We start from the raw sequence: 25137 nt of genomic DNA on the forward strand, positions 1-25137 counted from the left end.
CTGCTGAAGATGGTCTGACAGGCCGTGTCGACGATTTCGATCTGGCTCAGGTAGGACGCCAGCCGCAATTGTTGCTGCAGCTTCTGCTGCAGATCCTGCTGAGCGTCCAGCGGCAGGCTGCCGCTGCGCAGCAGTTTCTGCACTTCCGGGATCTGGTTGCTGCTCTGCAGGATCAGGCCGGCTTCATGGATGCCTGAGCTCAGCCGCTCCGACAACAGCTGGCTCAGGCCGTTGGCCTGGTGGCTGGCCTCGTTTTCCACCTGGCGATAGCTGATGACCAGGTCCAGCAGCACCAAGCTCAGCGTGACCAACAGCAGCAATGCGGCGCCCCACTTGGCATGGCGGGCGGAGCGGTACACGTGCTTGCGGTTGGTCATTTCCATATCAGGGCGGAGGGTATGCGTTGACTATTGTTCTAAGGTATTCAGTATGACATCTAAAGCCGCCGCTGCGTAGTTGCTTACAGGTTAAAGCGCATGGACAGATCGATGGCGCGGACGTCCTTGGTCAGCTTGCCCACCGAGATGCGGTCGACGCCGGTGGCGGCGATGGCGCGCACGGTGTCCAGGTCGATGCCGCCGGAGGCTTCCAGCTGGGCGCGGCCGGCGGTCAGCTCCACCGCCTGGCGCATCTGCTCGGTGCTCATATTGTCCAGCAGGATCAGCGTGGCGCCGTGGCGCAGCGCTTCTTCCAGCTGGGCCAGCGTTTCCACTTCGATCTGCAGCGTCACGCCGGGCGGCAGGTCCGCCAGCGCCTGGGCCATGGCTGCGGCAATGCCGCCGGCCGCCATGATATGGTTTTCCTTGATCAGGATGCCGTCGAACAGGCCTATGCGCTGGTTGGCGCCGCCGCCGACGGTGACGGCGTATTTCTGCGCCAGCCGCAGGCCGGGAACGGTCTTGCGCGTGTCGTGGATGCGCGCGCGGTGGCCGGCTGCGGCGTCGACATAGCGGCGGGTTTCGCTGGCTACCCCGGACAGCAGCTGCAGGAAGTTCAAGGCGCTGCGCTCGGCGGTCAGCAGCGCGCGCGCCGGACCGGCGATGCGGCACAGCTCGCTGCCGGCGGAGACCTTGTCTCCCTCTTTCACCCGCCATTCCACCTCGCAGCGCGGGTCTACCTGACGGAAGCATTCATCAAACCAGGCCTGGCCGCAGATCACCGCGTCCTCGCGCGCGATGACGCGGGCGGAGCCAATCTTGTCGGTGGGAATCAGGCGGGCGGTCCAGTCGCACTGGCCAATGTCTTCGGCCAGCGCCTGGCCAACTTGCTGGGCAATCAGGTGGGGGGCGGGTAGGGCGGTCATGCGGGTCTCCATCCAAAAGCGTATTGTAACGGCAGTCTTGCGAAAAAGGCGCGCGGCGCGGCGCGGACGGGGCTTGGCATCTGGTATGCTGGCAGGCATCGAACCGCAAGCTCAATGTCATGGATTTGTCGGCTTCCCTGTTTGACCCCTGGATTGCCTGGTTGGCAAACGCTTTGGCGCTGGCCGGATTGTGCTTGGCCGCCTGGCGCGTGCCGTGGCGGCAATTGGACGCCGCGGCGCTGAATGCCTGGATGGGCGCCTGCGTGTTCGATCTGGCGCTGTGGCTGCTGCGCGCGGGCTTGCAGCCTGGTTTGTCGTTTCATATGCTCGGCGCCGCGCTGTTCACCTTGTTGATGGGGCCGTGGCTGGCGCTGCTGGCCTTGGCCGCGGTGCAGATCGGGCTGGCGGCCGGCGGCCATGCCGATTGCCTTGCCCTGGGCTTGAACTGGCTGTTGACGGCGCTGCCGGCGGTTGCATTGACCGGCGTCGCGCTGAGTCTGGCGCGGCGTTTCCTGCCGCCGCATTTCTTTGTCTATGTGTTCGTCAACGGCTTTCTGGCCGGCGGCGCCAGCCTGGTTTGCGCCGCGGCGTGCGGCTTGCTGGCGCTGGGGCTGGCCGGGGTCTACCCTTGGGATGCCTTGCTGGAAGAGGCTTTGCCGTATTATTTCCTGCTGTCGTGGTCCGAGGCCTTTACGACCGGCTTGTTGCTGGCGGTGTTGGTGGTGTATCGACCGCATTGGGTCGCTACCTTCGATGATGAGCGCTATCTCGGCGATTGGCCGGGCAAAAATTGAGGAGAATCGCGATGCCGTTCGTCTTATGGAGCTTGTTGCTGGCGGCTGTGTTGCCATTGATCTGGGCCGGGGTGTCCAAGGCCGGGACGCGTTACGACAATCATAAGCCGCGCGAAGTGGCTGCCAGGGCGGAGGGCTATCGCCAGCGCGCGGGCTGGGCGCAGCAGAACGCCTGGGAGGCCTTGCCGACCTGGACGGCGGCCGTCGTGGCCGCCTGGCTGATGAAGGTGCCGGAGGCGGCGATGAATGCCGCCGCGGCCGTCTTCGTGCTGGCGCGCGTCGCCCATGGGCTGCTGTATATCGCCAACCTGGCCTCGCTGCGTTCCTTGGCCTGGCTGGTGGGCATACTGGCGGCGCTGTATCTGTTCCTGCGCGCAGGCGGCGTGATAGGCTGAGGCCGGGCGGCAAGCCGCCGCCCTGCGTTTACAGCCAGCCTTGCGCGCGCAGCGTGGCCTGCAGCTGCTCGAAACCGACGGTGTGGAAGGCTTGCCAGCCGATGGCGCGGGCGGCTTCCACGCATTCGATGTTGTCGTCGAAGAAGGCGATTTGCTCTCCTTGCAGATCCAGCACCTGCTCGACATGGCGATAGATCGCCAGATCGGGCTTGCGCAAATGCAGCAGGTGAGAGGCAAATGTGTGCTGGAAATGGCCCAGCAGTCCAAATTCCCGCTCTATCTTGTTCCAATGCAACGCGTTGTTGTTGCTGAGCGCCGCCAGCGGGAAGGTTTGCGACAGGGTGTCGAGCAATTCGCCAGCGCCGGGGTAGCAGCCCACCAGCCAAGCGGATAATTGCTCCTGCATCGCTTGCTGGGAGAGCCCCAGATGCAGCGCATCCACCATCGCCGCGCAGAATGCCTGCGGCGTACATTCGCCCAGGTCCAGCCGCGCCACCCAGGGATTCTCTATCCAGAACCGGCGCGCGTCTTCCCGCGGCAAGGTGCCGCCGGACAGCCGCATCAGCGGATCGATGCCATTCCAGTCAACCAGCACCCCGCCAAGATCAAACACCAACACGCTTGGTTTGCTGCTCATCGCGCCCTCTTTGATTTCGATTATCGGCGGTCAAATCCCGCCGCAGGATGATGGCTAGAGTGGCTTTCGCAGGATCGGTTCCCGCAGAAAAACTACAAAATCAGCGGTTCCGGCTCCAGCGCCACGCCGAATCGCGCCCGCACGGCTTCCTGAACCTTGCGGGCGAGCGCGTGCAGTTGCACGCCGCTGGCCTGGCCGTAGTTGACCAGCACCAGCGCCTGCTTGGCGTGCACGCCGGCGTCCCCGTCACGGTAGCCCTTCAAGCCGCATTGGTCGATCAGCCAGCCGGCGGCCAGCTTCACCCGGCCGTCGGCGGCGGGGTAGTGCGGCAGCTGCGGGTGGCTGGCCAGGAGCTTGTCGGCCAGCGCCGCCGATACCACCGGATTCTTGAAGAAACTGCCGGCATTGCCCAGCACTGCGGGGTCCGGCAGCTTGCTCTGGCGGATGGCGATGACCGCCCGGCTGACGTCGCTCGGGGTCGGCGCCGTGATGCCGTCGGCAGCCAGCTGCCGGGCGATGTCGCCGTAGCCGGTGCGCAAGCTGGCATGGCGCGACAGCTTGAAGCGCACGGCGGTCACCAGCAGCCGGCCGGCAGCCTCGTGTTTGAACACGCTGTCGCGGTAGCCGAAACGGCAGTCGGCATTGGACAGTACCAGCGCCGCGCCGTCGCGGTCCAATTGGGCGCAGACGACTTCGTGCAGATGGTCCTTCACCTCCACGCCGTAAGCGCCGATGTTCTGCACCGGGCTGGCGCCCACGGTGCCGGGAATCAGGCTGAGGTTTTCCAGGCCGTACCAGCCTTGCGCCAGGGTATGCAGCACAAAATCGTGCCAGTTTTCGCCGGCCGCTGCCTCGACGATCACGTGGCCGCCGTCTTCGCGCAACAGGCGGATGCCGGTCAGCGCCACCTTGGCCACCAGGCCGGGGTAATCGCGCGTCAGCAGCAGATTGCTGCCGCCGCCCAGCCACAGCACCGGACCCTGGCGGTACAGCGGATGGGTCAACAGGACGGGCAGGTCGGCCAGATCGTCCAGCCGGCAGAAATGCGCGGCGCGCGCGGCCAGGCCAAAGGTGTTGTACGGACGCAGATCGACGTCTGCTTGAAACTGCAGGGTCATAGCATGATTCCTTGGTCGCGGCGCAGCCGTTGGCGGCTGGCGCGTGCCAGATAATAAGTGAGCAGCAGACCGGCCAGCGTCAGGCTGATCACCAACGCGGTCCAGAAACCGTAGATGCCCATCCGCGGCACGATCCAGTCGGTCAGTCCGAGCAGGATGCCCAGCCCCAGTCCGGCGATCCAGAACGAGGTAATGTGAATGGCCATCGGGATGGCGGTCAGCTTGTAGCCGCGCAGCGCGCCGGAGGCGATGGTCTGGGCGGCGTCGGTCAACTGGTAGACGGCGGCGAACAGCAACAGCGTTGTGCCCATGGCGATGACGCGCGGGTCTTGGCTGTACATGCGCATGATGGGTTCGCGCAGCAGCAGCACCAGAATCATGGCGGCGCCGGCCATGGCCAGGCCCATGGCCAGGCCGACGCCGGAAATGAAGCGGGCGGCTTTGTAATCGCCGGCGCCGGCGTGGTGGCCGACGCGCACCGACAGCGCGGTGGCCACGCTTTGCGGCAGCATGTAGATCAGGCTGGAGAAGTTCAGCACCGATTGGTGGGTGGCCACCACCACGGTGCCCAACTCGGCGATCAATAGCGCGATGAAAGAGAACAGGCTGACTTCGACAAAGAAAGACAGGCCGATGGGCGTGCCCAGCTTCAGAAAGGCGGCGAAGCGGCGCCAGTCGGGGGCGGACAAGGACGCCAGCACCCGGTTGTCGCGGAAGGCCTTGTGCCAGCTGACATAGGCCAGCAGCGCCAGGCAGTTGAACCAGAACACGATGCCGGTGGCCCAGCCGCAGCCGGCGCCGCCCATTTTGGGCAGGCCGAACAGGCCGTGGATCAGGATGTAATTCAGCGGAATGTTCAGCGCCAGCGCCAGCAGGCTGACGACCATGATGGGTTTGGGATGGCCCAGGCTGGAGGCGTAGGCGTGCAGCGCGCGGTGCGCCATCGCGGCAGGCATGCCGATGGCGGCGCCGGTGATGAACAGCATCACTTTGTCTATTACTTGCGGCGGCAAGTTCAGCACATGGCGCAGCGGCGCTTCCAGCAGCAGCATCAACAGCGCGCCCAAGGCACCCAGCAGCAAGCCGAACCACAGCCCCTGGGATGCATCGCGGCCGAATTCGCGCGTCTGGCCGGAGCCCAGGTGATGGGACAGGATGGGATTGAGCGCCGCGACCACCCCCATCAGCGTCACATAGACGGTGATGAACACGCTGGCGCCCAGCGAGACGGCGGCCAGATCGTCGGTGCCGACGCGGCCGGCCATCACGGTGTCGACGAAGCCGGTCGCCACTTGGGCGATCTGGGCGATCATCATCGGCAGCGCGAGGCGAGCGATCTGACGCGCCTCGGCCATGATTTCGTGGCGCGGGGCGCGATTGAGTTCAAACAGCATGGGCTTTGGCGGGATTTTCGGCGGAAAACGCCAATTATAGACGCGCGGGCCGCATGCTGTCGCGTCGGCTCAAATCCTCACCGGCGGATCGCGGCGCAGGTCGCAGCAGATGATCAGCGTGTCGCCGTAGCGGGCGTTGATCGCCAGCGCATCGGCCAGGCTGATGTCGCTTACGGTCAGTTGTCGATCGCGGTGCTCCACGTCATAGCCTTGATCGCGGGCGAAGGCGGCCAGCTCATGCAGCGCATGGCCGTCGCCGGACGGCAGGGGGGTGGCGCTCAGGCTGCCACACAGGGGGCGAGGTCTTCCCACGGCATCAAAAATCGCAAAAGAGAAATCGGTATAGCTGTCTTGCAGGCAGTCGTACATGTTTGGTTCTCCCAAGTTCGGTCGCGCTGTGCGTGCCGGGCTTGAGTCCGCCGGCGACGCTTTAGCAGGATTTTTAGGCGCCCTGCAAGTTGTCATTAACTCGGCGCCCGAGCCGATCGGGATGGCTTGCGGGAGAACGGTGCCAGTCAGTCAGCCAAGAAAAAACCCGCTGGCCGAGTAAGCGCAAGCGGGTTGATCCGGATACGCTTTAGCTGGCATTTGTTAAGCGCCCGCAAGCTGTGTCAAATCGGCGCATGTCGGTTAGATTATGCCGATGGCGGAGGGCTGTCAATAGCGTAGGTTGCGCTCAGTTTCTTTCTGTCAGCGCCCGAGCGGCCAGGGGCAGTTCATCGGGTATTGGCAGATCGGATGGCTGCTCCTGCGGGCCCTTCAGCAGACAAGAAAGCGCCAGTCCGCCCAAGCTACCCCCCATCGCCACATACAGGATGGCCGGCAGACCAAAGTGTGTGGCGACGAAACCGGCTAGGGCTGGCGCGGCTCCGCCGCCAAGCACTTCTCCCAGTCCCACTACGATGCCGGTTGCCGCCGGTATCAGCTCGGCAGGCACGGACTCTCCGGTGAGGGGGCCGACAGTGAGGCAGGTGAGGCTGCAGTTGAAAAAGGAAATGCCAAATAGCAAGGCAAACAGCAGCCAGGGTTGAGCCGGAGCCAGTTTCAGCAGTATCACCAATGCCAGGCTGGCAGCGAACGACAAGACGACCGCCGGTTTGCGTCCATACAGGTCGGACAGGCCCGGTACAACCAGTTGTCCGACAAAGCCGCCGACGCCGATGGCTGAAATCACAGACGCCATTTCTATGGTGGACAGGTGAAGGTGATCGGTCAGGTAGTTCGGCAGCATCGCGCACAATACGAACTGGCAGGCCAAGATGCAGAACATTAATAGTACGTTGAGACGGATATTGCCCAAACGCAGCAATTGCCACCAGGGCAGGCGCGCGTCGTCCTGGTTAGAGGACGGCAGGCTGTGGCTCAGCGCCGGTTCGTAATGGCGATGTATGAGCCAAGCCAGGATGAAGCCTGGCAGCGCGACGATGGCGAATACGCCGCGCCAAGAGTGCATCGCCCCCAGCAGCCAAGCTGCGATCAGCGGTCCCAGCGCCAGGCCGAGCACGGGAAACAGCGCCTGTTGAATGCCCAGGTTCAAGCCACGTCTATCTGGGTGTGACACCTCCGTGGCTACGGCAATGCCCGCAGGCGTGAACAAGCCTTCGCAAATACCCATCAGCGCGCGCAGCAACAGCAGGCTGGCCAGCGCACCGGCTAAGGCAGAGAGGCCGGACAATACAGAGACCAGGAGCAAGGAGCCGACCAGTACGGTTTTGCGTCCCAGCCGACGGATCATGCTGCCCACCGTCAATGCCGCCAGCCCCCAGGCCATGGCGAGCGCGGCCGACAGATTGCCAAGGTCCTGATAATTCATCTGCAGGTCGCTCATGATGGCCGGAAACAGCGGCAGTATGATGAAACGGTCCAGCCCCACCAGGCCAAAGCCAAGGGACAGCAGTACCACCATGATGGTCTCGTGACGTCCGGCGCCAGGACCAAGCTGCATTGCCTTTTTCATCGTTTTTCCTCAGGCTGTGCTGCGTGCGCGCCAGGGTGCGGGGCTTCCTGCGATCGATTGCAGGAATCCGATGGCCGGCGCGATGCGCGGCAAGCGTTGCGATTTGGGATGAAACGGAGGGAGAGGTAAGCGCGGAGAGACCCACGCTTACCGAACAGGCGATCTCAGGCCGCCCACTGGCCTACTGCCATTTCGGCGGTAAAGCCTGGGCCGAAGGCAGCCAGCATGCCGATCGAACCCTCCTCGGTGTTGGCGGCGAAGCGGCGACGCAGCACGTCGAACACTACTACGCTGGCGATGTTGCCGGCTTCAGACAGGCTGGTGCGGGAGTGCGCCACCTTGTCTTCCGGCAGTTCCAGCTTATTCACCAGTTCATCCAGGATCTTGCGGCCGCCGGTGTGGAACACGAAGAAGTCGTTGAAGGCGCATTGCTGGTTGTATACCTTTTGGTTCAGCTCCTCCATGACCGGAGCAACGTCCTTGATGGAATTCATCACTGCCTTGTCCAAGGTGAAGTGAAAACCGGTGTCCTTGACGTCGTAGCGTATGAAGTGCTCGCTGTTGGGCAGGAAGAAGGAACGAGTGCCCTTGATGTGGAAGCCGGCGGCTTCGTCGTCGGCGCGCACCACGCAGGCGGAGACTGCGTCGCCAAACAGCGCAGACGAGATGAAGGCGTGCAGCTTGGTGTCATCCGGCTGGTAGCACAGCGACGAGAATTCCAGCGACACGATGAGCACATGGTTGCGGCTGTCCAGGCTGGCGAAGTCGTTGGCGCGGTTGATGGCGGCGGCGCCGGCCACGCAGCCAAGTTGAGCGATGGGCAGCTGGATGGTCGATTGCGCCATGTTCAGGTCATTGATCAGGTGGGCAGTCAGCGACGGCATCATGAAGCCGGTGCACGAGGTGACGATCACCATGCGAATGTCTTGCGGGGTCAGTCCGGCGCTGTCCAGCGCTTCCAGAGCGGCCTGCGAAGACATGGCGCGCGCCTCGCGCTCATAGACGATGCTGCGGTGGGTGAGGCCGGTATGTACCGACAGCTCGTCGATGGGCAGCACCAAGTGGCGGGTGTTCACTTCGGTGTTCTGGATCATTCTGCGGGCTAGCGGCAGGCGGGGATGATCGCCATGCAGTTCTTCCAGATGCTCGATCATCTGGGCCTGGGTGATCTTGTATTGCGGGAACAGCACGGACGGTTGGCAAAGTGTGGACATGATTCATACCTCTATGCAGGGTTTGAGTAGCTCGTGTTGGATTGGATCGTTTCGGGCAATGGTGCGGCACCATGACGCCGCTTTGCTGCAATCAGTCTTCCAGAACAAATTTGTAGGCGTACTGCCATGCCAGATTGCTCTCCCGCACATGCTTGCGGATCACCATGCGCACGCGGGAGCCGATCTTTAGCTGGGACGGATCGAGCACGTCGACGACCTCGGAGGCAAGCCCGATGCCATCGTCCAGTTTCAGCATCACCATATGGCGCGGCATGGTTTCGCCGTAGCCCATGCCGGCGAGAATGGGGTTGGCGGCCTCGGATATCGCCACGATGGCGCCGGTGCGAGCGCAGCGGTAGGGCTCCACGCGCAGCGAGTTGCAGGCGCCGCATACGCTGCGGCGCGGAAAGAATATCTCGCCGCATTCCTGGCAGCGGCTGCCTTCCAGGCGGTACTTGCCGCCGTGCTCGCGCCATTCGCGCAGCATGCTGGCCGTGGTCATGCGATGAATATGTTCCGGATACAGGGACATGCTGATGCTCCTTATTCGTTGCTCAAGACGATGACCGAGTTATGGGCGGCGTAGCCGCCAAGGTTCTGCGATACCCCGATGCGCGCGTTCTTCACCTGGTTGTCGGACTCGCCGCGCAACTGGCGGAACAGTTCGGTGATGTGCAGGATGCCGTCGCAGCCGGAGGCGTGGCCGCGGCCGATGTTGCCGCCGTCGGTGTTCAGCGGCACTTCGCCGTCGATGGCGATGCCGCCTTCCAGCACGAAGTGACCGGCTTGGCCAGGTTTGCAGATGCCCATCGACTCCATCTGGATCAGGCCGGCGCCCAGCAGGTCGTAGACTTGTGCGACGTCGATGTCCTTGGCGGTGATGCCGGCTTTTTTGTAGGCGATCTCGGCGCAGGCGACCGAGTTGGCGGACAGCGCCATGCCGGTATCCGTGGCGAGGCCGGGGTGGCGCAGCGTGGGGTTGTGATAGCGGGTGCCGAAGTAGTGCGATACGCCGGTGTAGGCGCAGCCTTTGACAAAGACCGGCTTGTCGGTGTACTTGTGCGCTAGGTGCTCGGCCACCAGGATCGCGCAGCCGCTGGCTTCGCCCCAAGCCAGCATAGAACCATGGGCTTCGCTCCGTTTCAGTTCTTCCAGCGAGGGAATGGGCTGGCCGTAGCGGGTGGCGGAAGGGGTATTGTGCGCGTAGATGCGCATCTGCCGGCCGAAGGCCGCCAGCACATCGGCTTCGCGTCCAGCGTAGCCGTAGTTGTGAAAGTATTCGGATGTGGCCAGCGCGAAAGCATCGGTGTGCGAGATGCCGAGGAAGTAGTCGTATTCACACTCCGTGCTGGAGCCGATATATTCGGCGTAGTTGAAGTGGTCGGTCATTTTCTCGAAGCCGCCGCACAATACGATGTCGTATTCGCCGGAGGCTACCATCTGATGCCCCATCTGAAACGAGACCGAGCTGCTGGTGCAATTCGAGCTGGTGATGAAGGTGGGGGCGGGACTAACGCCAAGGGCATCGGAGATGGTCGGCCCTAGGCCGCCGTATTCCGAAATGCCTTCGCCGTGGTAGCCGTAAGCCACACCCTGGATTTCCCGAGCATCCATTTTGGCGTCGCTCAGGGCCTGGTAGGCTGATTCCACAATCATTTCCTTGAAGCTTTGGCGGACCCGGCTGCTGCCCGGCTTGGGCGTATAGGTTGCCGCCACGATGGCGACGCGACGTGCGCTCATATTGTTTCTCCTGTTTCGCGATCTCAGAGGTAGGCTGTCAAGGCGTAATCCGGGCGCAGGTACTTGAACTCGTACTTGATGGCTGTGCCGTAGTCGACATAGCGCTTAGCCGCTAGTTGAGCTGTCAGTGGCCGCGCGCGGCGCTGATGTTCGGCGATGGCGTCGGTCACGGTCAGGGCAATTGCGTCGCTGCCGGCGCCGAATCCATAGGAGGCAAGCAGGATGTGCTGGCCTGGTTTGGCTTGATCCAGTACCTGGAACAGTCCCAGCAAGGGACTGGCGGCGCCGGTATCGCCTACGCTGTCTGCGAACAAGGAGGGTTCGACTTGCTCATCGCGGAAGCCCAGGTGCCGACCCAGTGCGCGAGGGGTGGCGGTCACGTTTTGTTGGAAAACCGCATAATCGAAATCGGACGGGGACGTTTTCAGCTTGTCCATCAGGCCACGCACCGCACGATGGGTTTGCTCTTCCAGGCCGATGCTGTTTTTGTCCGAACCCAACCCCATGCCAGAGCGGATGTACCGTTCGCCTTGCGGACGGATGTTGTCGGCCACGTCGGCGGCGCAGGAAAAGGTGGCGTCGATCTCTGCAATGATCTTGTCACAACCCAGCACCAGCGCTGCTGCGCCAGCTCCGGCGTAAGACTCGGTCAGATCGCCCGGCGCAGTGTGGCGGTTGATGGTGTCGGCGGCGATGATCAGGGCATGGCCGGCCATGCCGGCGCGCACCAGCGCCTGGCCGATCTGCAGGGCGCTGGTGCCGGATTTGCCGGCGAACTGGATGTCGGCGCAATACAGGTCATAGCCTTGGCCCAGCATTTCCAGGATCACGGCGGCAGATGCGCGGGACTCATACGGATTGGTGCAAGTGCCCAGATAGAGCGCATCCAGATTGGGATGGCCGCCATGCTCCAGGGCGCGTTGTGCTGCCAAGACGCCTAGGGTGATTACGTCTTCATCCGCTTGCAAAACTGCGCGCTCGCTGACGCCGAGATGATCGCGAATCAGCGCTGTTTCGGTGTTCTTCCAGACGCTGACGACGTCTTCGATTTTGAGTCGGCAAACCGGGATGGCACTGCCGTAGCTCACTATGCCTGCTTTCATCATGGCCCTTCCTTTATCAGTAACAGGAGTTTTCTGCTGGCGGCCAACCCGCGCCTGTTTCCTCCGCTTTGAGGATGTGGCGCCTTGCATGCCGCTAGAAAGATACGAAACGTTCCGTTTCCTTTTTTAGTTAACATGCCGTTGGCATTTGATGTCAATAATAAATTCCGTGAATTTATAATTTCATGGTCATGCCAATTTGATTGCTGCACTTTTAGTGGCGTAAGTAAGAATTTTCAAAAATTGAAAATCGAAATAAGTTTTGTTCAGATCAGCATTGAAAGAAGGGAGGAGATTGTTTCAGCCAGTTTTACAGGAGTGATGGATGCTTTGATGATGATTAAATGAGTGAGAAATTTTTGTTATTTAATTGCTAAAACTGAGAAATTAACAGGGCATTTGATTTTATTTGTGTAAGTTATTAAACAAGTTTCTTATTTGTGAGCATGGATTCCTCGCGCTTTTCTTAATTTTGTCTGCGTGAAAGTATTGTCCTGATACATCAGGTCATAGATGGTCATGATTTGATATGTAACATTAAATTTAATATTTAAATTTATTGTTCTTGTTTTGATTTTTCATATACTTATGTGGCTGTATTGTTGTTGGGTTGGCCTGTACTGTTGTTTTTCTGCAAAATAGGATGTCGGAAAACGGTATTGGTATGGCTGGCGAGAGGTTCAGTGATATGTTGCTATCGAGTACGAGTCGGAATGCATTTGGGAATGTTTTTTAAAGGCTTGGCGCTTGTTGCAAAGTGTCGTCCACGGTTTGCAATGCGCTTCATTAGTGTCTTTTACTTTTGATTTCCCGTTGTGGACTCAGGCGTTGCTTGTAAGTGATGAGAAAAAAAGGGCTCTATCTATCTCTAGATAAAACGAAACGTTTCGTTTTGTTGAGCTTTTTGCCCATCCTTCTCATTGATGCGTCTGCATAGCCTTCAGGATTGGTCGCGGTGGTGCTGGACGATGACGAGGTGGAGGTGTGGTTGGGACGTCGGCAACGTCATTTCATTTCAAAACAGAATAGGAGGACAGTTTCTCATGCCGCAGAATCGGACAAGAAGCTCTACCGGTGCAACACGTAATCCACAAACGCATCAGGCCATTCTGGCCTCCACGATAGAAATCCTGAAGGAGGCCGGCTACTGTGGGGTCAGCATTGAATCGGTTGCTCGCCGCGCGGGCGCTAGCAAGCCGACGATTTACCGTTGGTGGCCCAACAAGGCGGCGTTGATTGCCGAAGTGTATGAATGTGAAAGTGAACAGGTGAGGCAATTTCCGGCGTTGGGATCTCTACGGGACGATCTGTCCTTTTTACTGCATAACCTTTGGAGGGTATGGCGCTCCACGATTTGTGGCGAGGCCTTTCGCAGCGTGATTGCCGAGGCGCAGCTTGATCCACATACGCTGGCTAAAATGAAGAACGAATTCATGGTGCGACGCCGCGATATGCCGCGCCAGCTTCTGGAAAGCGCGATGCGCCGCGGCGAACTGGCGGAGGGGGTCGATCAGGAATTGCTGCTGGACATGATTTTCGGCTTCTGTTGGTATCGTTTGCTGACCGAACAGCTGAGCGCAGAACGCGATATCGATGCCTTTATTGATTTGCTTTTATCCGGAGCGGCCGCGCGTTGACGGCCGCTCTAATCGGTTCGGTTTTTTATTCGGCCCGGGGGCGCAGCTCCTGCTCCACCAGCCGGTAGCCGACGCCGGTTTCGGTGACGATGTGGCGCGGCATGGCCGGGTTGTCTTCCAGCTTTTGCCGCAAATGGCCCATGTAGACACGCAGATACTGGTTGTGTTCGGAGAACGATGGCCCCCACACCGCCAGCAGCAGCTCGCGATGGGTGATCACCTTGCCGGCGTTGCGGATCAGCGTGGATAGCAGCCGGTATTCGATCGGCGTCAGGTGTACCGGCGTTTCGCCCTTGTGCACCAGCCGGTTGACCAGGTCTATCTTGATGTCGCCGAACTGGAAGTTTTGCTGCGGCGCGGCGCTGCCCTGAATGCGGCGGCGCAGCAGCACGCGGATGCGCGCCAGGCATTCGGCCACGCCGAACGGCTTGGTCAGGTAATCGTCGGCGCCTGCGTCCAGCGCGGCGACTTTTTCCGTTTCCTGGGTCCGCGCGGACAATACCAGGACCGGGATGTCGGTCCATTCGCGCAGGCTCTTGATGACGTCAATGCCGTTCATGTCCGGCAGGCCCAGGTCGAGGATCACCATGTCGGGCTTGCGAGTGGCTACTTCGATCTGGCCCTGCTTGCCGGTTTCCGCCTCGTAGACGGTGAGATTTTCTTCTTCCAGCGCCGAGGACAGGAAACGTCGTATCGGCTTTTCATCCTCGATGATCACTACGGAAATAGGTGCGTCGTTCATGTCTTGTCGCTCTTGTGGGTTCAGGCGTCTTCCGGCGGCAGCGCGGGCGGCGTGCCGGCCGGCAGGGTAAAGGAGAAGCGGGCGCCGTGCGGATGGAGGTTGCCTGCGTCAATGGTGCCGCCGTGGTTTTCGATGATGGCGCGGCAGATGGCGAGGCCCAGGCCGACGCCCGGCGTGGTGGACTCCGGCGTGCCGCGCGAGAATTTGTCGAAGGCTTTCTGTTCCATATTGGCCGGCAGGCCAGGGCCGTCGTCGCTGACCGAGATGCGGATCTTGTCGCCCTCATGCCGGGCGGCCAATTGAATATGCGAGCCGGCCGGAGTGTACTTGCCGGCGTTTTCCAGCAGGTTGACCAGCACGCGTTCGATCAGCACCGCGTCGTACTCCAGCACCGGCAGATCGTTGCCCAGTTGCAGCTCCAGCTTATGGTTGCGCAGGGTGTGCTCGCAGGCGCGCACCGCGCTGCCCACCACTTCGTCCAGCAGCTGCCATTCCTTGTTCAGCTTGACGCCTGACTGCAGCTTGGCCATGTCCAGCAGATTGGTCACCAGCTTGTTCATCCGCATCGCCTCGTCCTGGATGGACTGCGAGATGTCGGCCTGTTGTTCCGGCGGCAGGTTCGGCGAATTCAGCATATTGGCCAGGCCCAGCATGGTGGTCAGCGGGGTGCGCAGGTCGTGCGACACCACCGACAGCACGCTGTTGCGCAGCCGCTCGGACTCCATCGCCACGATGGCGTCTTGCGCCACCTCGACGTAGTGCACCCGTTCCAGCGCCAGGGCGATCTGCGCGGCGCAGGTTTCCAGCAGCCGCTGCTGCTCCGGCAGGAAGGCATGGATGGTTTCCTCCGGCAGCAAGGCGATGACGCCGCGGGTACGCATCGGCGCCTTCAGCGGCACATACAGCGCGGGATTGGACGGCAGGGTATTGGTGCCGAGGCCGGCCGGCTGCAGGTTGTCGAATACCCATTGCGCCACGCCGGTATCGGCGGCGCTGCCGTAATCGGTGGCGGTGCGCAGCTGGTCCTCGCTGTTCGGGATGAACAGCATCACTTTGGCGCGGAACAGCGGCTCCAGCCGGCCGACGGCGGTTTCGATGATCTGCGAGGCGGTCAGCGCGCCGGCCAGCTCGCGGCCCAGGTCGTACAGCGCGCGGGTGCGGCGTTCGCGGTAGGTGGCGATGGTGGCTTCGAAGCGGAAGCGCGCCGTCAGCTGGCTGATGATCAAGGCCACCACCAGCATCACGATGAAGGTCAGCAGATACTGGGTGTCCGATACCGCGAACGACAGCCGAGGCGGCACGAAGAAGAAATCGAAGGCCGCCACCGACAGGAAGGACGCCAGCACGCCCGGCCCGCGGCCGTAGCGGGTGGCGATCAGCACCACCGCCAGCAGGTGCACCATGATGACGTTGGACAAGGCGAAATAGGGCACCAGCAGATGATTGACGGCGGTGGTGGCGAAGCAGATGGCGGACGCCGCCAGATAGCCGCGTCTGGCCTTGCCTTCGTCGTCCTCGCTGAACAGCAGGCTGCGCACGCGTTTGCCGCGGCGGCTTGATTCGTCTTCCAGCTCATGCGCCACCACATAGATGTCGACATCGCCGGACAGCCGGGTCAGCTCGTTCACCAGCGAGCCTTGCCACAGCCGGACCAGCGGATTGCGCACCGATTTGCCTACCACCAGCTTGGACACATTGCGGGTGCGGGCATAAGCCAGCAGGGTGGCGGCCAGCTCGCTGCCGCCCAGCACCGTGGTTTCGGCGCCCAGTTCCTGCGCCAGCTTCAGCCCCTTGAGCACGCGCGCGCGCTGCTCTTCCGGCAGCCGCTGCAGATTGGGCGTTTCCACATAAACCGCGATCCAGTCGGCGTCCAGATTGGCGGCCAGCCGCTTGGTGCTGCGTATCAGCTTCTCGGTGCCGGGGCCGGGTCCGACGCAGACCAGCAGCCGCTCGCGGGCATGCCAGACCGGGGCGATGGATTGATCGGCGCGGTAGGCGCGCATCTGCGCGTCCACGCGGTCGGCGGTGCGGCGCAGCGCCAGCTCGCGCAGCGCCAGGAGATTGCCCTTGCGGAAGAAGTTCTTGACCGCGCGCTCGGCCTGGTGCGGCAGGTAAACTTTCCCGGCAGCGAGGCGGGACAGCAGTTCGTCCGGCGGCAAGTCCACCAGCGAGACTTCGTCGGCCATGTCGAACACATGGTCCGGCAGCGTTTCCCTGACGATGATGCCGGTGATCTGGCCGACAACATCGTTAAGGCTCTCAAGATGCTGCACATTGAGAGTGGTGTAGACGTCGATGCCCGCGGCGAGCAGCTCCTCCACGTCCTGCCAGCGCTTGGGGTGGCGCGAGCCGGGCACGTTGGAGTGGGCGAACTCGTCGATCAGGATCAATTGCGGCTGGCGTTCCAGCGCCTTGTCGATGTCGAATTCCGACAGCGTGCGGCCCTTGTACTCGATCTGGCTGGGCGGCAGCACTTCCAGCCCGTCCAGTTGCGCCGCGGTTTCCTTGCGGCCGTGGGTTTCCACCACGCCGACCAGCACTTTGACCCCTTCCTGTTGCTTGATGCGCGCGGCGGCCAGCATGGCGAAGGTCTTGCCGACGCCGGCGCAGGAGCCGAAGAAGATTTTCAGCCGGCCGCGATTAGCCTGCTCCTCCTCGCGTTTGAGTTCATCTAGTAGCGCATCGGGATCAGGACGGGTATCAGACATGAGGCATCCTATTGTTCAGCCACAGAAACACACGGAATCACACGTAAATGAGCCACGAAATCCACGAAACGACACGAAATGGCCAGGCGAGCCGCCTTGGGGGAGCCTTTTCGTGTCCTTCCGTGTGTTTCCGTGGCTAAAAGAACCGGACGGTCAGACTTTGCGGGCCAACTGATCCAGCGCCAGATTCAGCTCCAGCACATTGACGCGCGGCTCGCCCAAGAGGCCGAAGGTCTCGCCGATGATATGGTCATCGACCAGCTTGCGCACGGCTGTTGCCGGCAGTTTACGCGCGGCGGCCACGCGGTCAACCTGATAGTAAGCCGAGGCGACGGAAATTTCCGGGTCCAGGCCGCTGCCGGAGGCGGTGACCAGGTCCACCGGCACCGGGCCGGTCTGGGTCGGGTGCGCCTTGCGGATGTTGTCCACATTGCCCTTCACCGCGTCCAATTGGGCCTTGTTGGTCGGGCCCAGGTTGGAGCCGCCGGAGTTGCCGGCGTTGTACGGCATCGGGCTGGTGGCCGACGGACGGCCCCAGAAGTACTGTTCGCCGCTGAAGTTCTGGCCGATCAGGCGCGAGCCCACGGCCTTGCCGTCTTTTTCGATCAGGCTGCCGTTGGCCTGTGCCGGAAACACCGCCTGGGCGATGCCGGTGGTGACCAGCGGGTAGGCCAGGCCAGTGAGCAGCGACAAGCCGCCGAAGATCACCAGCAGGGGACGAATGATTTTCACGATAATCCTTTCCATTCTCTTGGCGCGGCGCCCGTCGCCATCTTGGCGGCGGCGGGCTGGCTCGCGCCCGGTTCCCGGCATGCCGGGGTGCTGCCCCGGACCGGGTCCGGGAACCTTAGATTGCCTGTTACACCAGACCCAGCGCGCCCAGCAGCATGTCGATGATCTTGATGCCGACGAAGGGCACCAGCAGGCCGCCCAGGCCGTAGACCAGCAAGTTGCTGCGTAGCAGCTCGGCCGCGCTCTTGGCGTGGTACTTCACGCCCTTCAGCGCCAGCGGGATCAGGAATACGATGATGATGGCGTTGAAGATCACCGCGGACATGATGGCGGAGGACGGGCTGTTCAGGCCCATCACGTTCAGCGCGTTCAGCTGCGGATAGGTGCTAGCGAACGCCGCCGGAATGATGGCGAAGTACTTGGCCACGTCGTTGGCGATGGAGAAGGTGGTCAGCGAGCCGCGGGTCATCAGCATCTGCTTGCCGATTTCCACGATCTCGATCAGCTTGGTCGGGTTCGAGTCCAGGTCCACCATATTGCCGGCTTCCTTGGCCGCCTGGGTGCCGGTGTTCATGGCAACGGCAACGTCGGCTTGGGCCAGGGCGGGGGCGTCGTTGGTGCCGTCGCCGGTCATCGCCACCAGCTTGCCTTCGGCCTGATGGCTGCGGATCAGCTTCAGCTTGGCTTCCGGCGTGGCTTCGGCCAGGAAGTCGTCCACGCCGGCTTCGGCGGCGATGGCGGCCGCGGTCAGCGGGTTGTCGCCGGTGATCATCACCGTCTTGATGCCCATCTGGCGCAGCTCGGCGAAACGCTCCTTGATGCCGCCCTTGACGATGTCCTTCAGCTCGATCACGCCCAGCGCGCGGTTGCCTTCGGCCACCAGCAGCGGGGTGGAGCCGCGGCGGGCCACTTCGTCGGCGCTCTTGGACAGCGCGTCCGGGAACTGGCCGCCTTGCTCGGCGATGTGGCGGCGGATGGCGTCGATGGCGCCCTTGCGGATCTGGCGGCCGTCGTAGTCGATGCCGGACATCCGGGTTTGCGCGCTGAAGGCGATGAAGCTGGCTTCATGGCTGGCCAGTTGGCGCTCGCGCAGATTGAACTTCTGCTTGGCCAGCACCACGATGGAGCGGCCTTCCGGCGTTTCGTCGGCCAGGGAGGCCAGCTGCGCGGCGTCGGCCAGGTCTTTCTCGCTGACGCCCGGCGCCGGAATGAAGGCGGAGGCCTGACGGTTGCCCAGGGTGATGGTGCCGGTCTTGTCCAACAGCAGCACGTCCACGTCGCCGGCGGCTTCCACCGCGCGGCCGGAAGTGGCGATCACGTTGGCGCCCATCATGCGGCTCATGCCGGCCACGCCGATGGCGGACAGCAGGCCGCCGATGGTGGTCGGGATCAGGCAGACCAGCAGCGCCACCAGGGTGGTGATGCTGATCGGCGAGCCGGCCTTGACCGCGTCCACGCTGAACAAGGAGAACGGCAGCAGGGTGACGGTGACGATCAGGAACACGATGGTCAAGGCCACCAGCAGAATGGTCAGCGCGATCTCGTTCGGTGTCTTCTGGCGCTTGGCGCCTTCCACCATGGCGATCATGCGGTCGAGGAAGGTTTCGCCCGGGTTGACGGTGATTTTCACCACGATCCAGTCGGACAGCACGCGGGTGCCGCCGGTGACAGAGGAGAAGTCGCCGCCGGATTCGCGGATCACCGGCGCGGATTCGCCCGTGATGGCGGATTCGTCAACGGAGGCCACGCCTTCGATCACTTCGCCGTCCACCGGGATCACGTCGCCGGCTTCCACCAGCACGTAGTCGCCTTTGCGCAGGCTGGTGCCGTCCACGATGCTCTTGGCGGCGCCGTGGTTGCCGCCGGCCAGCTTCTTGGCCACCACATTCTTCTTGGCGGAGCGCAGGCTGGCGGCCTGGGCTTTGCTGCGGCCTTCGGCCAGCGCTTCGGCGAAGTTGGCGAACAGCACGGTGAACCACAGCCACAAGGCGATGCCCAGGATGAAGCCGGAGGAGGCCTCGCCCTGGCCGGCCAGCGACTGGAGCCACAGCGCGGTGGTCAGAATGCTGCCCACGTACACCACGAACATCACCGGGTTGCGCCACTGGGTGCGCGGCGACAGCTTCTTGAACGAGTCAACGATGGCGGGTTTCACCAGCGCCGGATCGAACATGCCCTTGCTCGCGCTCTTGTGGCCGGCAGCGGCAGGTTCCGCTACCAGGGTCTTTGAATGATTCTTGTCGTTCATCTCGAGTTTCCTTGACTGACTGGCGCTTAGTGGACGGCGAGCATTTGCAGATGCTCGACTACCGGGCCCAGTGCCAGAGCCGGAACATAGTTCAACGCGCCTACCAGCAGCACGGTGCCGATCAATAACACCACGAACAACGGGCCATGGGTCGGCAGGGTGCCGCTGGTGACGGCCAGGCGCTTCTTGGCGGCCAGCGAACCGGCGATGGCCAGGATCGGCACGATCATGAAGAAGCGGCCAAAGAACATGGCGATGCCGGTGGCGATGTTGTAGAACGGCGTGTTGGCGGACAGGCCGGCGAAGGCGCTGCCGTTGTTGTTGGCCGCGGAGGTGAAGGCGTACAGGATTTCGCTGAAGCCGTGCGCGCCCGGATTGGCGATGCCGGCCTTGCCCGCTGCCATGCTCACGGCGATGGCGGTCAGCGCCAGCACCAGCGTCGGGGTCACCAGAATGGTGATCGCGGTCATCTTCATCTCGTAGGTTTCGATCTTCTTGCCCAGGTATTCCGGCGTGCGGCCTACCATCAGGCCGGCGATGAATACGGCCAGGATGGCGAAGATCAGCATGCCGTACAGGCCGGAACCCACGCCGCCGAACACCACTTCGCCCAGCTGCATCAGGAACATCGGGACCATGCCGCCGATCGGCGTCAGCGAGTCGTGCATCGCGTTCACTGCGCCGCAGGAGGCGGATGTGGTCACGGCGATGAACAGCGAGGTGTCGATGATGCCGAAGCGCGCTTCCTTGCCTTCCATATTGCCGCCGGACTGCAGGCTGCTGGCTTGCTGGTCGATGTGCAGCGCGTTGTACTGCGGCACGCCGGCTTGCTCGGCGTTGGTTTCCACCACTACGGCGGTGGCGAACATGATGGTCATCGCGGCGAGGATGGCCCAGCCCTGGCGACGGTCGCCCACCATGCGGCCAAACAGGAAGCACAGCGCGGCCGGAATCAGGAAGATCGCGATGTCCTGCAGGAAGTTGGCGAACGGAGTCGGGTTTTCAAACGGATGGGCGGAGTTGGCGTTGAAGAAGCCGCCGCCGTTGGTGCCCAGCATCTTGATGGCTTCTTGCGAGGCCACCGGGCCCATGGGCAGGGTTTGCGTCTGGGTGGACTTGTCTTCCATCACCGGCTTGCCGTCTTTGCCGGTCACCGGATTGCCCTTGGCGTCAACCTTGGGCTGCTGGTACTTGGTCACTTCCAGCGTATGCACATCCTTGTAGGCGGACAGGTTCTGGATGACGCCCTGCTGGGTGAAGACCAGCGCCAGTACCAGCGCCAGCGGCAGCAGGATGTACATGGTCAGGCGGGTGATGTCCACCCAGAAGTTGCCGATCTTGCTGCTGTTGTGGCGGACAAAGCCGCGGATCAGCGCGATCACCACGGCGGCGCCGGTAGCGGCCGACAGGAAGTTCTGCACGGTCAGACCCAGCATCTGGGTCAGATAGCTCATCGTGGTTTCGCCGCCGTAACCTTGCCAGTTGGTATTGGTGATGAAGGAGATGGCGGTGTTGAACGACGAATCCGGCGATACGGCGGCCATCGCCTGCGGGTTGAACGGCAGCGCGCCTTGCAGACGCTGCAAGGCGTAGACGGCGACCGCGCCCAGCACGTTGAACAGGATCAAGGCCACGGTATAGCCGCGCCAGCCCATTTCCTCATCCTGCTTGATGCCGGCGAGGCGATAGAAACCGCGTTCTAGCGGCGCGAAAAAGCGTACCGGACCGACGTTTTCCCCCTGCATGATGCGCGTCATATACGCGCCCAGAGGCCAGGCCAGTGCGACCAGCACGGCCAGGAACAGCCCCAGTTGGAGCATGGCGGGTGTTGTCATGATTAGAAATTCTCCGGTTTGACCAATGCGTAGATCAGATAGACGAACAGTCCAAGCGCCAGCAGGGCGCTGATCAGGTACCAGGCAGTCATTGCTTGCCTCCCAGTCGGTCACAGGCTGCGATCAGCAGCCAGGTCAGTGCGCAGAAAAGCGCGACCAGGCCCAGATAAAGCCAATCCATAGTGAAAATCTCCATGCGTAATGTGCGATGTGGAAGGTAATCAAACCGGCGTCAAAAACCTGATAAAAGCGAGCAGCCTCGTGTAAAGAAAGTATAAAAATTATCTTTATTGGCCATTTTTTAGAAAAAAAATTCCTCTGTCGTCGTATTGTTGGAATTTTTTTAGGCGAAAAGCGGCGCGCTGCGTCAAGTCAACGCTTTGCGGATACGTGATTTCCGGGGTGCAAGAACGGGATGGGATGGTGTAAAGAAAAATACATGAGGCGCGCCGCCATTGTGGGCGGAGGCAGGTAGGCGGGGCCGTGCGGCCCCGTCAAGGTTTCAGAACAGATCGTCGCAACGGTCGGCTAGGAAGCGGGCGTCGTCGCGGTCGTGGGCCCGTTGCCGCACTTTCTGCTGGCGCGACCTTTCCTCGTCGCTCAGCTGTGGTTTGGCCACGGCATAGAGGAAGCTTTCATGCTGGTCTCGGGCCTGTTTTCTACGAACGCTCAGGGGGATACGAGAAATCATCCTGCACCTTTCGATCTCGAAACGTGGACTTCTCAGGGCGATCCTGACGGCTGGCGCGGACGTGGCCGGCAAGCTGGGCGGGCTGCGCCCTGACTGTATCAAGTTGACGCGATTTGTTCGGTTTGTAAAGGCCTTGGGTGTAAATCAGGCGGCGATTGTGGCGTTCCATGTCATTTTGTTTCGATTAAAACTTAGCCCACTGTTGTTACGGCGCCGTGATGCCGCGATGAAACTTGCAGGGTAAGCTAGATATATGTTTTATAAATATATTGTTGTATCAAAACGATCTAAATTGTTATAAGCAAACCGCGTAGCATCAGCTGATTATTGCAGGATAAATGAGGACGGCTATGGATCTGGGATACACGGTGGCGGGGCTGGCGGTTGGCTTTATCGTCGGGCTGACCGGCGTGGGCGGCGGCTCGCTGATGACGCCCATCCTGTTGTGGTTTGGCATTTCGCCGGCCACGGCCGTCGGCACCGACCTTCTGTACGCCGCGCTGACCAAGGCCGGCGGGGTGGTGGTGCATCATAGGCAGCGCCATATCGACTGGCGCATCACGCTGCAGCTGGCGCTGGGCAGCGTGCCGGCGGCGCTGCTGACGCTGGGTCTGCTGTCCTGGCTGCATGTGTCGCCGCGCATCATGGACGAAATATTCCGCTTTGTGCTCGGCCTGGCCTTGCTGCTGACTGCGGCGGCCATATTGGGCAAGCCTTGGCTGATGAAGGTGGGGGGGCGCCATGTGGCCAAGCTCGGCGTGGGCGAGCGCTGGTGGCCCACCGCGCTGGTGGGGGCGGTGCTGGGGGTGCTGGTGACGCTGAGCTCCATCGGCGCCGGCGCCTTGGGCACGCTGGCGCTGTTCATGCTGTATCCGGCGCTGTCCACCTCGCGTCTGGTGGGGACGGAAATCGCCCATGCGGTGCCGCTGACGCTGGTGGCCGGCCTGGGCCACGCCAGCATGGGGCATCTGGATTGGCTGCTGCTGTTGAAACTGCTCAGCGGCTCGCTGCCCGGCATCTGGTTGGGCAGCAAGCTGACCGGCAAGCTGGCGGACCACTGGCTGAGGCCGGCGCTGGCGGTGATGCTGGCGCTGGTGGGCGGCAAGCTGGTGTTGTAGGCCGATTCAGGGATGGGTGTAGCGCTTCAGCAGAGAGGCGTAGCGGCCATCCTGTTTGATCTTGTCCAATGCCGCCTGCAGACGCGCGACGTATTCCGGCTTGCTATCCTTTTGCAGCGCGAAATAGAACTGCGTGCTGTCATCCAGCACTTGCACCGAATCCAGCCGCTCCGGGTCCTGGCCCTGTTGGCGCGCGGCGTAGCGCTGGAACAGCGCCACCCCAACCGTGTACGGCACCCGGTGCGCGTACAGCAGCTTGGCCGACTGCCCTTCGTCGTTGGTCAGCACCAGGTTTTGGTTTTCTGAAAACCCCCGGTCTTCCATCATCTTTTGCCCGGGCGTGTCGCGCGCTACCGCCACCCGCGCGCGCCGCGCGTCCTCTATCGAGGTGTACGGCAGCGCCTTGGGGCCGCCCAGTCGGAATAGCTCAATCGGCAAGGGCAGGGCCGGTCCCACCCATTTGAACAAATCCTCGCGCTCTGGCGTGCGAACGGTCAGGTACAGCACGGTATTCGGCACCTGTTGCGCCTCGCGCAGCGCGCGGCTCCACGGCTTGATCTCAATGGTGGCGTGCAGGCCGCTTTCGTGCAGCATCATCAGCAGCAACTCATTGGAGAAGCCCTTGTAGTCGCCATCTTGCTGATAGCTCAGCGGCGGCAGGTTTTCGGTCAGCGCGTAGAGTTCCGGCGGGGGCTGGTCCGCCCGGGCGGATAACAGCTGGCAGCAGCAAGCGAGCAGGGCGAGCAAAGGCAGGCGCATGGCGCTCCCCTCGACGAAGTGGATACGTGTTTCCACTATAAGCAGGCGGTTGAGCGCAGGCAAAAAAAGCCCCGGGAGGTCCCGGGGGCATCAAAGCAAACAACAAAGGAGAAGCCATAAGAAGCATGTGTATATTATTTAACTCTGATTTTTCATGGCTTGATATGAAACAAACTTACAGGGCTTTGCTTCAAATTAGTGATCGGCAGGATTAGGGGCTGTTGACGTTTGGTGAGTGGATCGCGTTTGCGCCGATTTGGACCGGAAGCAAGGCGCACAGTCCGACGCATAGTCATTCTATGCAAGGGCTGGGCAACGTGGCTTCCGGCCCAAAGCGGCCAAACCCGCAGGGCCGGGCGCCTTTCGCGCCGACTCTTCGTTGTTCCGCGCTGGCAGAGAATGACTATGCGGCGCGCGAAACGCCTCGATTCGGCGCAAAACGCATCCCGGCGCGACCGCTCTCCAAACGCCAACAGCCCCTAACAGGTTCAGGCGGCTAACTGCTTGCTCAATACCACGCGCTCATCATCCACCTCGGCGGCGTAAGGCTGGCGCTCGATCTCCTGATAACCGAGGCGCTGATAGAACGCCAGATTGCCCGGCAGGCGGCGGCGGGTTGCCAGCCGTATGCGTTGCACGCCTTGTTGCCGCAGCTGCGCTTCGGCATGGTGGAGCAGGGCGGAACCCAGGCCGAGGCCTTGCAGTTCCGGGTGGGTGCAGACGCGCTTGACCTCGGCGCAGCCATCGTCCGGCGGCAACACCAACAGGCAGGCGGCCAGTTGCCGTTTTTGCCAGGCCAGGAAGATCTGGCTGCCGCTGGCCAGGTGGCCGGTCAGGCTGGTGACGGTTTCGTCCAGCGCGGTGGGGCGGCTGGGAAGCGTGGCGGCCAGCGGGGCGAATGCCTGCTGGATCAGGTGACAGACGGCCGGTAGGTCATCCCAGTCGGCAAGGCGGAATTCGATGGTTTCCATGGCAGGCTCCTATTGACGGGATTGAGCGCATTTTGCAATCG

At 62.1% G+C, this 25137-nt stretch carries 25 protein-coding genes; 5 read left to right on the top strand and 20 right to left on the bottom strand.

Features of this window, described 5'->3' with window-relative positions:
- On the bottom strand, positions 1-377 hold a 377-nt coding region (locus C2134_RS07070; RefSeq protein WP_158248714.1), incomplete at its 3' end, for a hypothetical protein.
- An 83-nt stretch (positions 378-460) separates the two neighbouring features.
- Complete coding sequence (gene nadC, locus C2134_RS07075; protein ID WP_103318726.1) at positions 461-1303, bottom strand: carboxylating nicotinate-nucleotide diphosphorylase; 843 nt, start codon at positions 1301-1303, stop codon at positions 461-463.
- 119 nt (positions 1304-1422) lie between these two features.
- Between nadC and C2134_RS07080 the strand changes: the two genes are divergently transcribed.
- Positions 1423-2097: an energy-coupling factor ABC transporter permease gene (locus C2134_RS07080; protein WP_103318729.1), complete on the top strand. Its 675-nt coding sequence runs from the start codon at positions 1423-1425 to the stop codon at positions 2095-2097.
- 11 nt (positions 2098-2108) lie between these two features.
- Complete coding sequence (locus C2134_RS07085; RefSeq protein ID WP_103318730.1) at positions 2109-2492, top strand: MAPEG family protein; 384 nt, start codon at positions 2109-2111, stop codon at positions 2490-2492.
- A 28-nt stretch (positions 2493-2520) separates the two neighbouring features.
- Here the strand turns inward: C2134_RS07085 and C2134_RS07090 are convergent, their stop codons facing one another.
- The 9 genes from C2134_RS07090 to C2134_RS07130 all read right to left on the bottom strand — a co-directional run bounded on the left by C2134_RS07090 (position 2521) and on the right by C2134_RS07130 (position 11658).
- Entirely contained in the window at positions 2521-3129 is a 609-nt protein-coding gene (locus C2134_RS07090) for an HAD family hydrolase (protein ID WP_103318732.1), read from the bottom strand.
- Positions 3130-3221: 92 nt separating this feature from the next.
- Positions 3222-4247 (bottom strand): UDP-N-acetylmuramate dehydrogenase, encoded by a 1026-nt coding sequence (gene murB / locus C2134_RS07095; protein WP_103318733.1) that lies wholly within the window; start codon positions 4245-4247, stop codon positions 3222-3224.
- Positions 4244-5641, bottom strand: a complete 1398-nt coding sequence (locus C2134_RS07100) for an MATE family efflux transporter (RefSeq protein WP_103318735.1) — start codon at positions 5639-5641, stop codon at positions 4244-4246. The genes murB and C2134_RS07100 overlap by 4 nt, the downstream gene beginning before the upstream one ends.
- A 69-nt stretch (positions 5642-5710) precedes the next feature.
- Complete coding sequence (locus tag C2134_RS07105; RefSeq protein ID WP_103318737.1) at positions 5711-6010, bottom strand: hypothetical protein; 300 nt, start codon at positions 6008-6010, stop codon at positions 5711-5713.
- A 307-nt stretch (positions 6011-6317) separates the two neighbouring features.
- Complete coding sequence (locus C2134_RS07110; RefSeq protein WP_103318738.1) at positions 6318-7598, bottom strand: MFS transporter; 1281 nt, start codon at positions 7596-7598, stop codon at positions 6318-6320.
- A 164-nt stretch (positions 7599-7762) separates the two neighbouring features.
- Positions 7763-8812: a type III polyketide synthase gene (locus C2134_RS07115; RefSeq protein WP_103318740.1), complete on the bottom strand. Its 1050-nt coding sequence runs from the start codon at positions 8810-8812 to the stop codon at positions 7763-7765.
- A 91-nt stretch (positions 8813-8903) separates the two neighbouring features.
- Positions 8904-9344 carry a Zn-ribbon domain-containing OB-fold protein gene (locus tag C2134_RS07120; RefSeq protein ID WP_103318742.1) on the bottom strand — a complete coding sequence of 147 codons (441 nt, stop codon included), beginning with the start codon at positions 9342-9344 and terminating at the stop codon, positions 8904-8906.
- Positions 9345-9355: 11 nt separating this feature from the next.
- Positions 9356-10552 (bottom strand): thiolase family protein, encoded by a 1197-nt coding sequence (locus C2134_RS07125; protein ID WP_103318743.1) that lies wholly within the window; start codon positions 10550-10552, stop codon positions 9356-9358.
- A 23-nt stretch (positions 10553-10575) separates the two neighbouring features.
- Positions 10576-11658: a hydroxymethylglutaryl-CoA synthase gene (locus C2134_RS07130; RefSeq protein WP_103318745.1), complete on the bottom strand. Its 1083-nt coding sequence runs from the start codon at positions 11656-11658 to the stop codon at positions 10576-10578.
- An 81-nt stretch (positions 11659-11739) separates the two neighbouring features.
- Here C2134_RS07130 and C2134_RS21170 point away from each other — a divergent pair, with 81 nt between their 5' ends.
- Both C2134_RS21170 and C2134_RS07135 read left to right on the top strand, forming a co-directional pair.
- Complete coding sequence (locus tag C2134_RS21170; RefSeq protein ID WP_146042109.1) at positions 11740-12003, top strand: hypothetical protein; 264 nt, start codon at positions 11740-11742, stop codon at positions 12001-12003.
- Positions 12004-12698: 695 nt separating this feature from the next.
- Positions 12699-13292 (top strand): TetR/AcrR family transcriptional regulator, encoded by a 594-nt coding sequence (locus C2134_RS07135; RefSeq protein ID WP_103318746.1) that lies wholly within the window; start codon positions 12699-12701, stop codon positions 13290-13292.
- Between the two features lie 25 nt (positions 13293-13317).
- On the opposite strand, the gene kdpE is transcribed toward C2134_RS07135, so the two are convergent.
- From kdpE to C2134_RS07175, 7 genes are all read right to left on the bottom strand, one after another.
- A complete protein-coding gene (gene kdpE / locus C2134_RS07140; RefSeq protein WP_103318749.1) occupies positions 13318-14034 on the bottom strand; it encodes a two-component system response regulator KdpE in 717 nt (238 codons plus the stop codon).
- Between the two features lie 20 nt (positions 14035-14054).
- On the bottom strand, positions 14055-16742 hold the full coding sequence (locus tag C2134_RS07145; protein WP_103318751.1) for a DUF4118 domain-containing protein: 2688 nt from the start codon (positions 16740-16742) through the stop codon (positions 14055-14057).
- A gap of 153 nt (positions 16743-16895) precedes the next feature.
- On the bottom strand, positions 16896-17474 hold the full coding sequence (gene kdpC / locus C2134_RS07150) for a potassium-transporting ATPase subunit KdpC (protein WP_304529168.1): 579 nt from the start codon (positions 17472-17474) through the stop codon (positions 16896-16898).
- A gap of 127 nt (positions 17475-17601) precedes the next feature.
- Positions 17602-19722 (bottom strand): potassium-transporting ATPase subunit KdpB, encoded by a 2121-nt coding sequence (gene kdpB / locus C2134_RS07155; protein WP_103318753.1) that lies wholly within the window; start codon positions 19720-19722, stop codon positions 17602-17604.
- A gap of 26 nt (positions 19723-19748) precedes the next feature.
- Positions 19749-21557 (bottom strand): potassium-transporting ATPase subunit KdpA, encoded by a 1809-nt coding sequence (gene kdpA, locus C2134_RS07160; protein ID WP_103318755.1) that lies wholly within the window; start codon positions 21555-21557, stop codon positions 19749-19751.
- 2 nt (positions 21558-21559) lie between these two features.
- A complete protein-coding gene (gene kdpF, locus C2134_RS07165) occupies positions 21560-21649 on the bottom strand; it encodes a K(+)-transporting ATPase subunit F (RefSeq protein WP_021476355.1) in 90 nt (29 codons plus the stop codon).
- 410 nt (positions 21650-22059) lie between these two features.
- The gene (locus C2134_RS07175) at positions 22060-22248 is read right to left on the bottom strand and encodes a hypothetical protein (protein ID WP_011135152.1); all 189 of its coding nucleotides are present in this window, start codon (positions 22246-22248) and stop codon (positions 22060-22062) included.
- Between the two features lie 350 nt (positions 22249-22598).
- Between C2134_RS07175 and C2134_RS07180 the strand changes: the two genes are divergently transcribed.
- Positions 22599-23366, top strand: a complete 768-nt coding sequence (locus C2134_RS07180) for a sulfite exporter TauE/SafE family protein (protein ID WP_103318758.1) — start codon at positions 22599-22601, stop codon at positions 23364-23366.
- Between the two features lie 6 nt (positions 23367-23372).
- On the opposite strand, the gene C2134_RS07185 is transcribed toward C2134_RS07180, so the two are convergent.
- Entirely contained in the window at positions 23373-24125 is a 753-nt protein-coding gene (locus tag C2134_RS07185) for a substrate-binding periplasmic protein (RefSeq protein WP_103318759.1), read from the bottom strand.
- Between the two features lie 488 nt (positions 24126-24613).
- A complete protein-coding gene (locus C2134_RS07190) occupies positions 24614-25096 on the bottom strand; it encodes a GNAT family N-acetyltransferase (RefSeq protein WP_103318761.1) in 483 nt (160 codons plus the stop codon).
- Positions 25097-25137: the final 41 nt, after the last annotated feature.

This window comes from Chromobacterium sinusclupearum (assembly GCF_002902845.1).
Classification (GTDB): Bacteria; Pseudomonadota; Gammaproteobacteria; order Burkholderiales; family Chromobacteriaceae; genus Chromobacterium; species Chromobacterium sinusclupearum.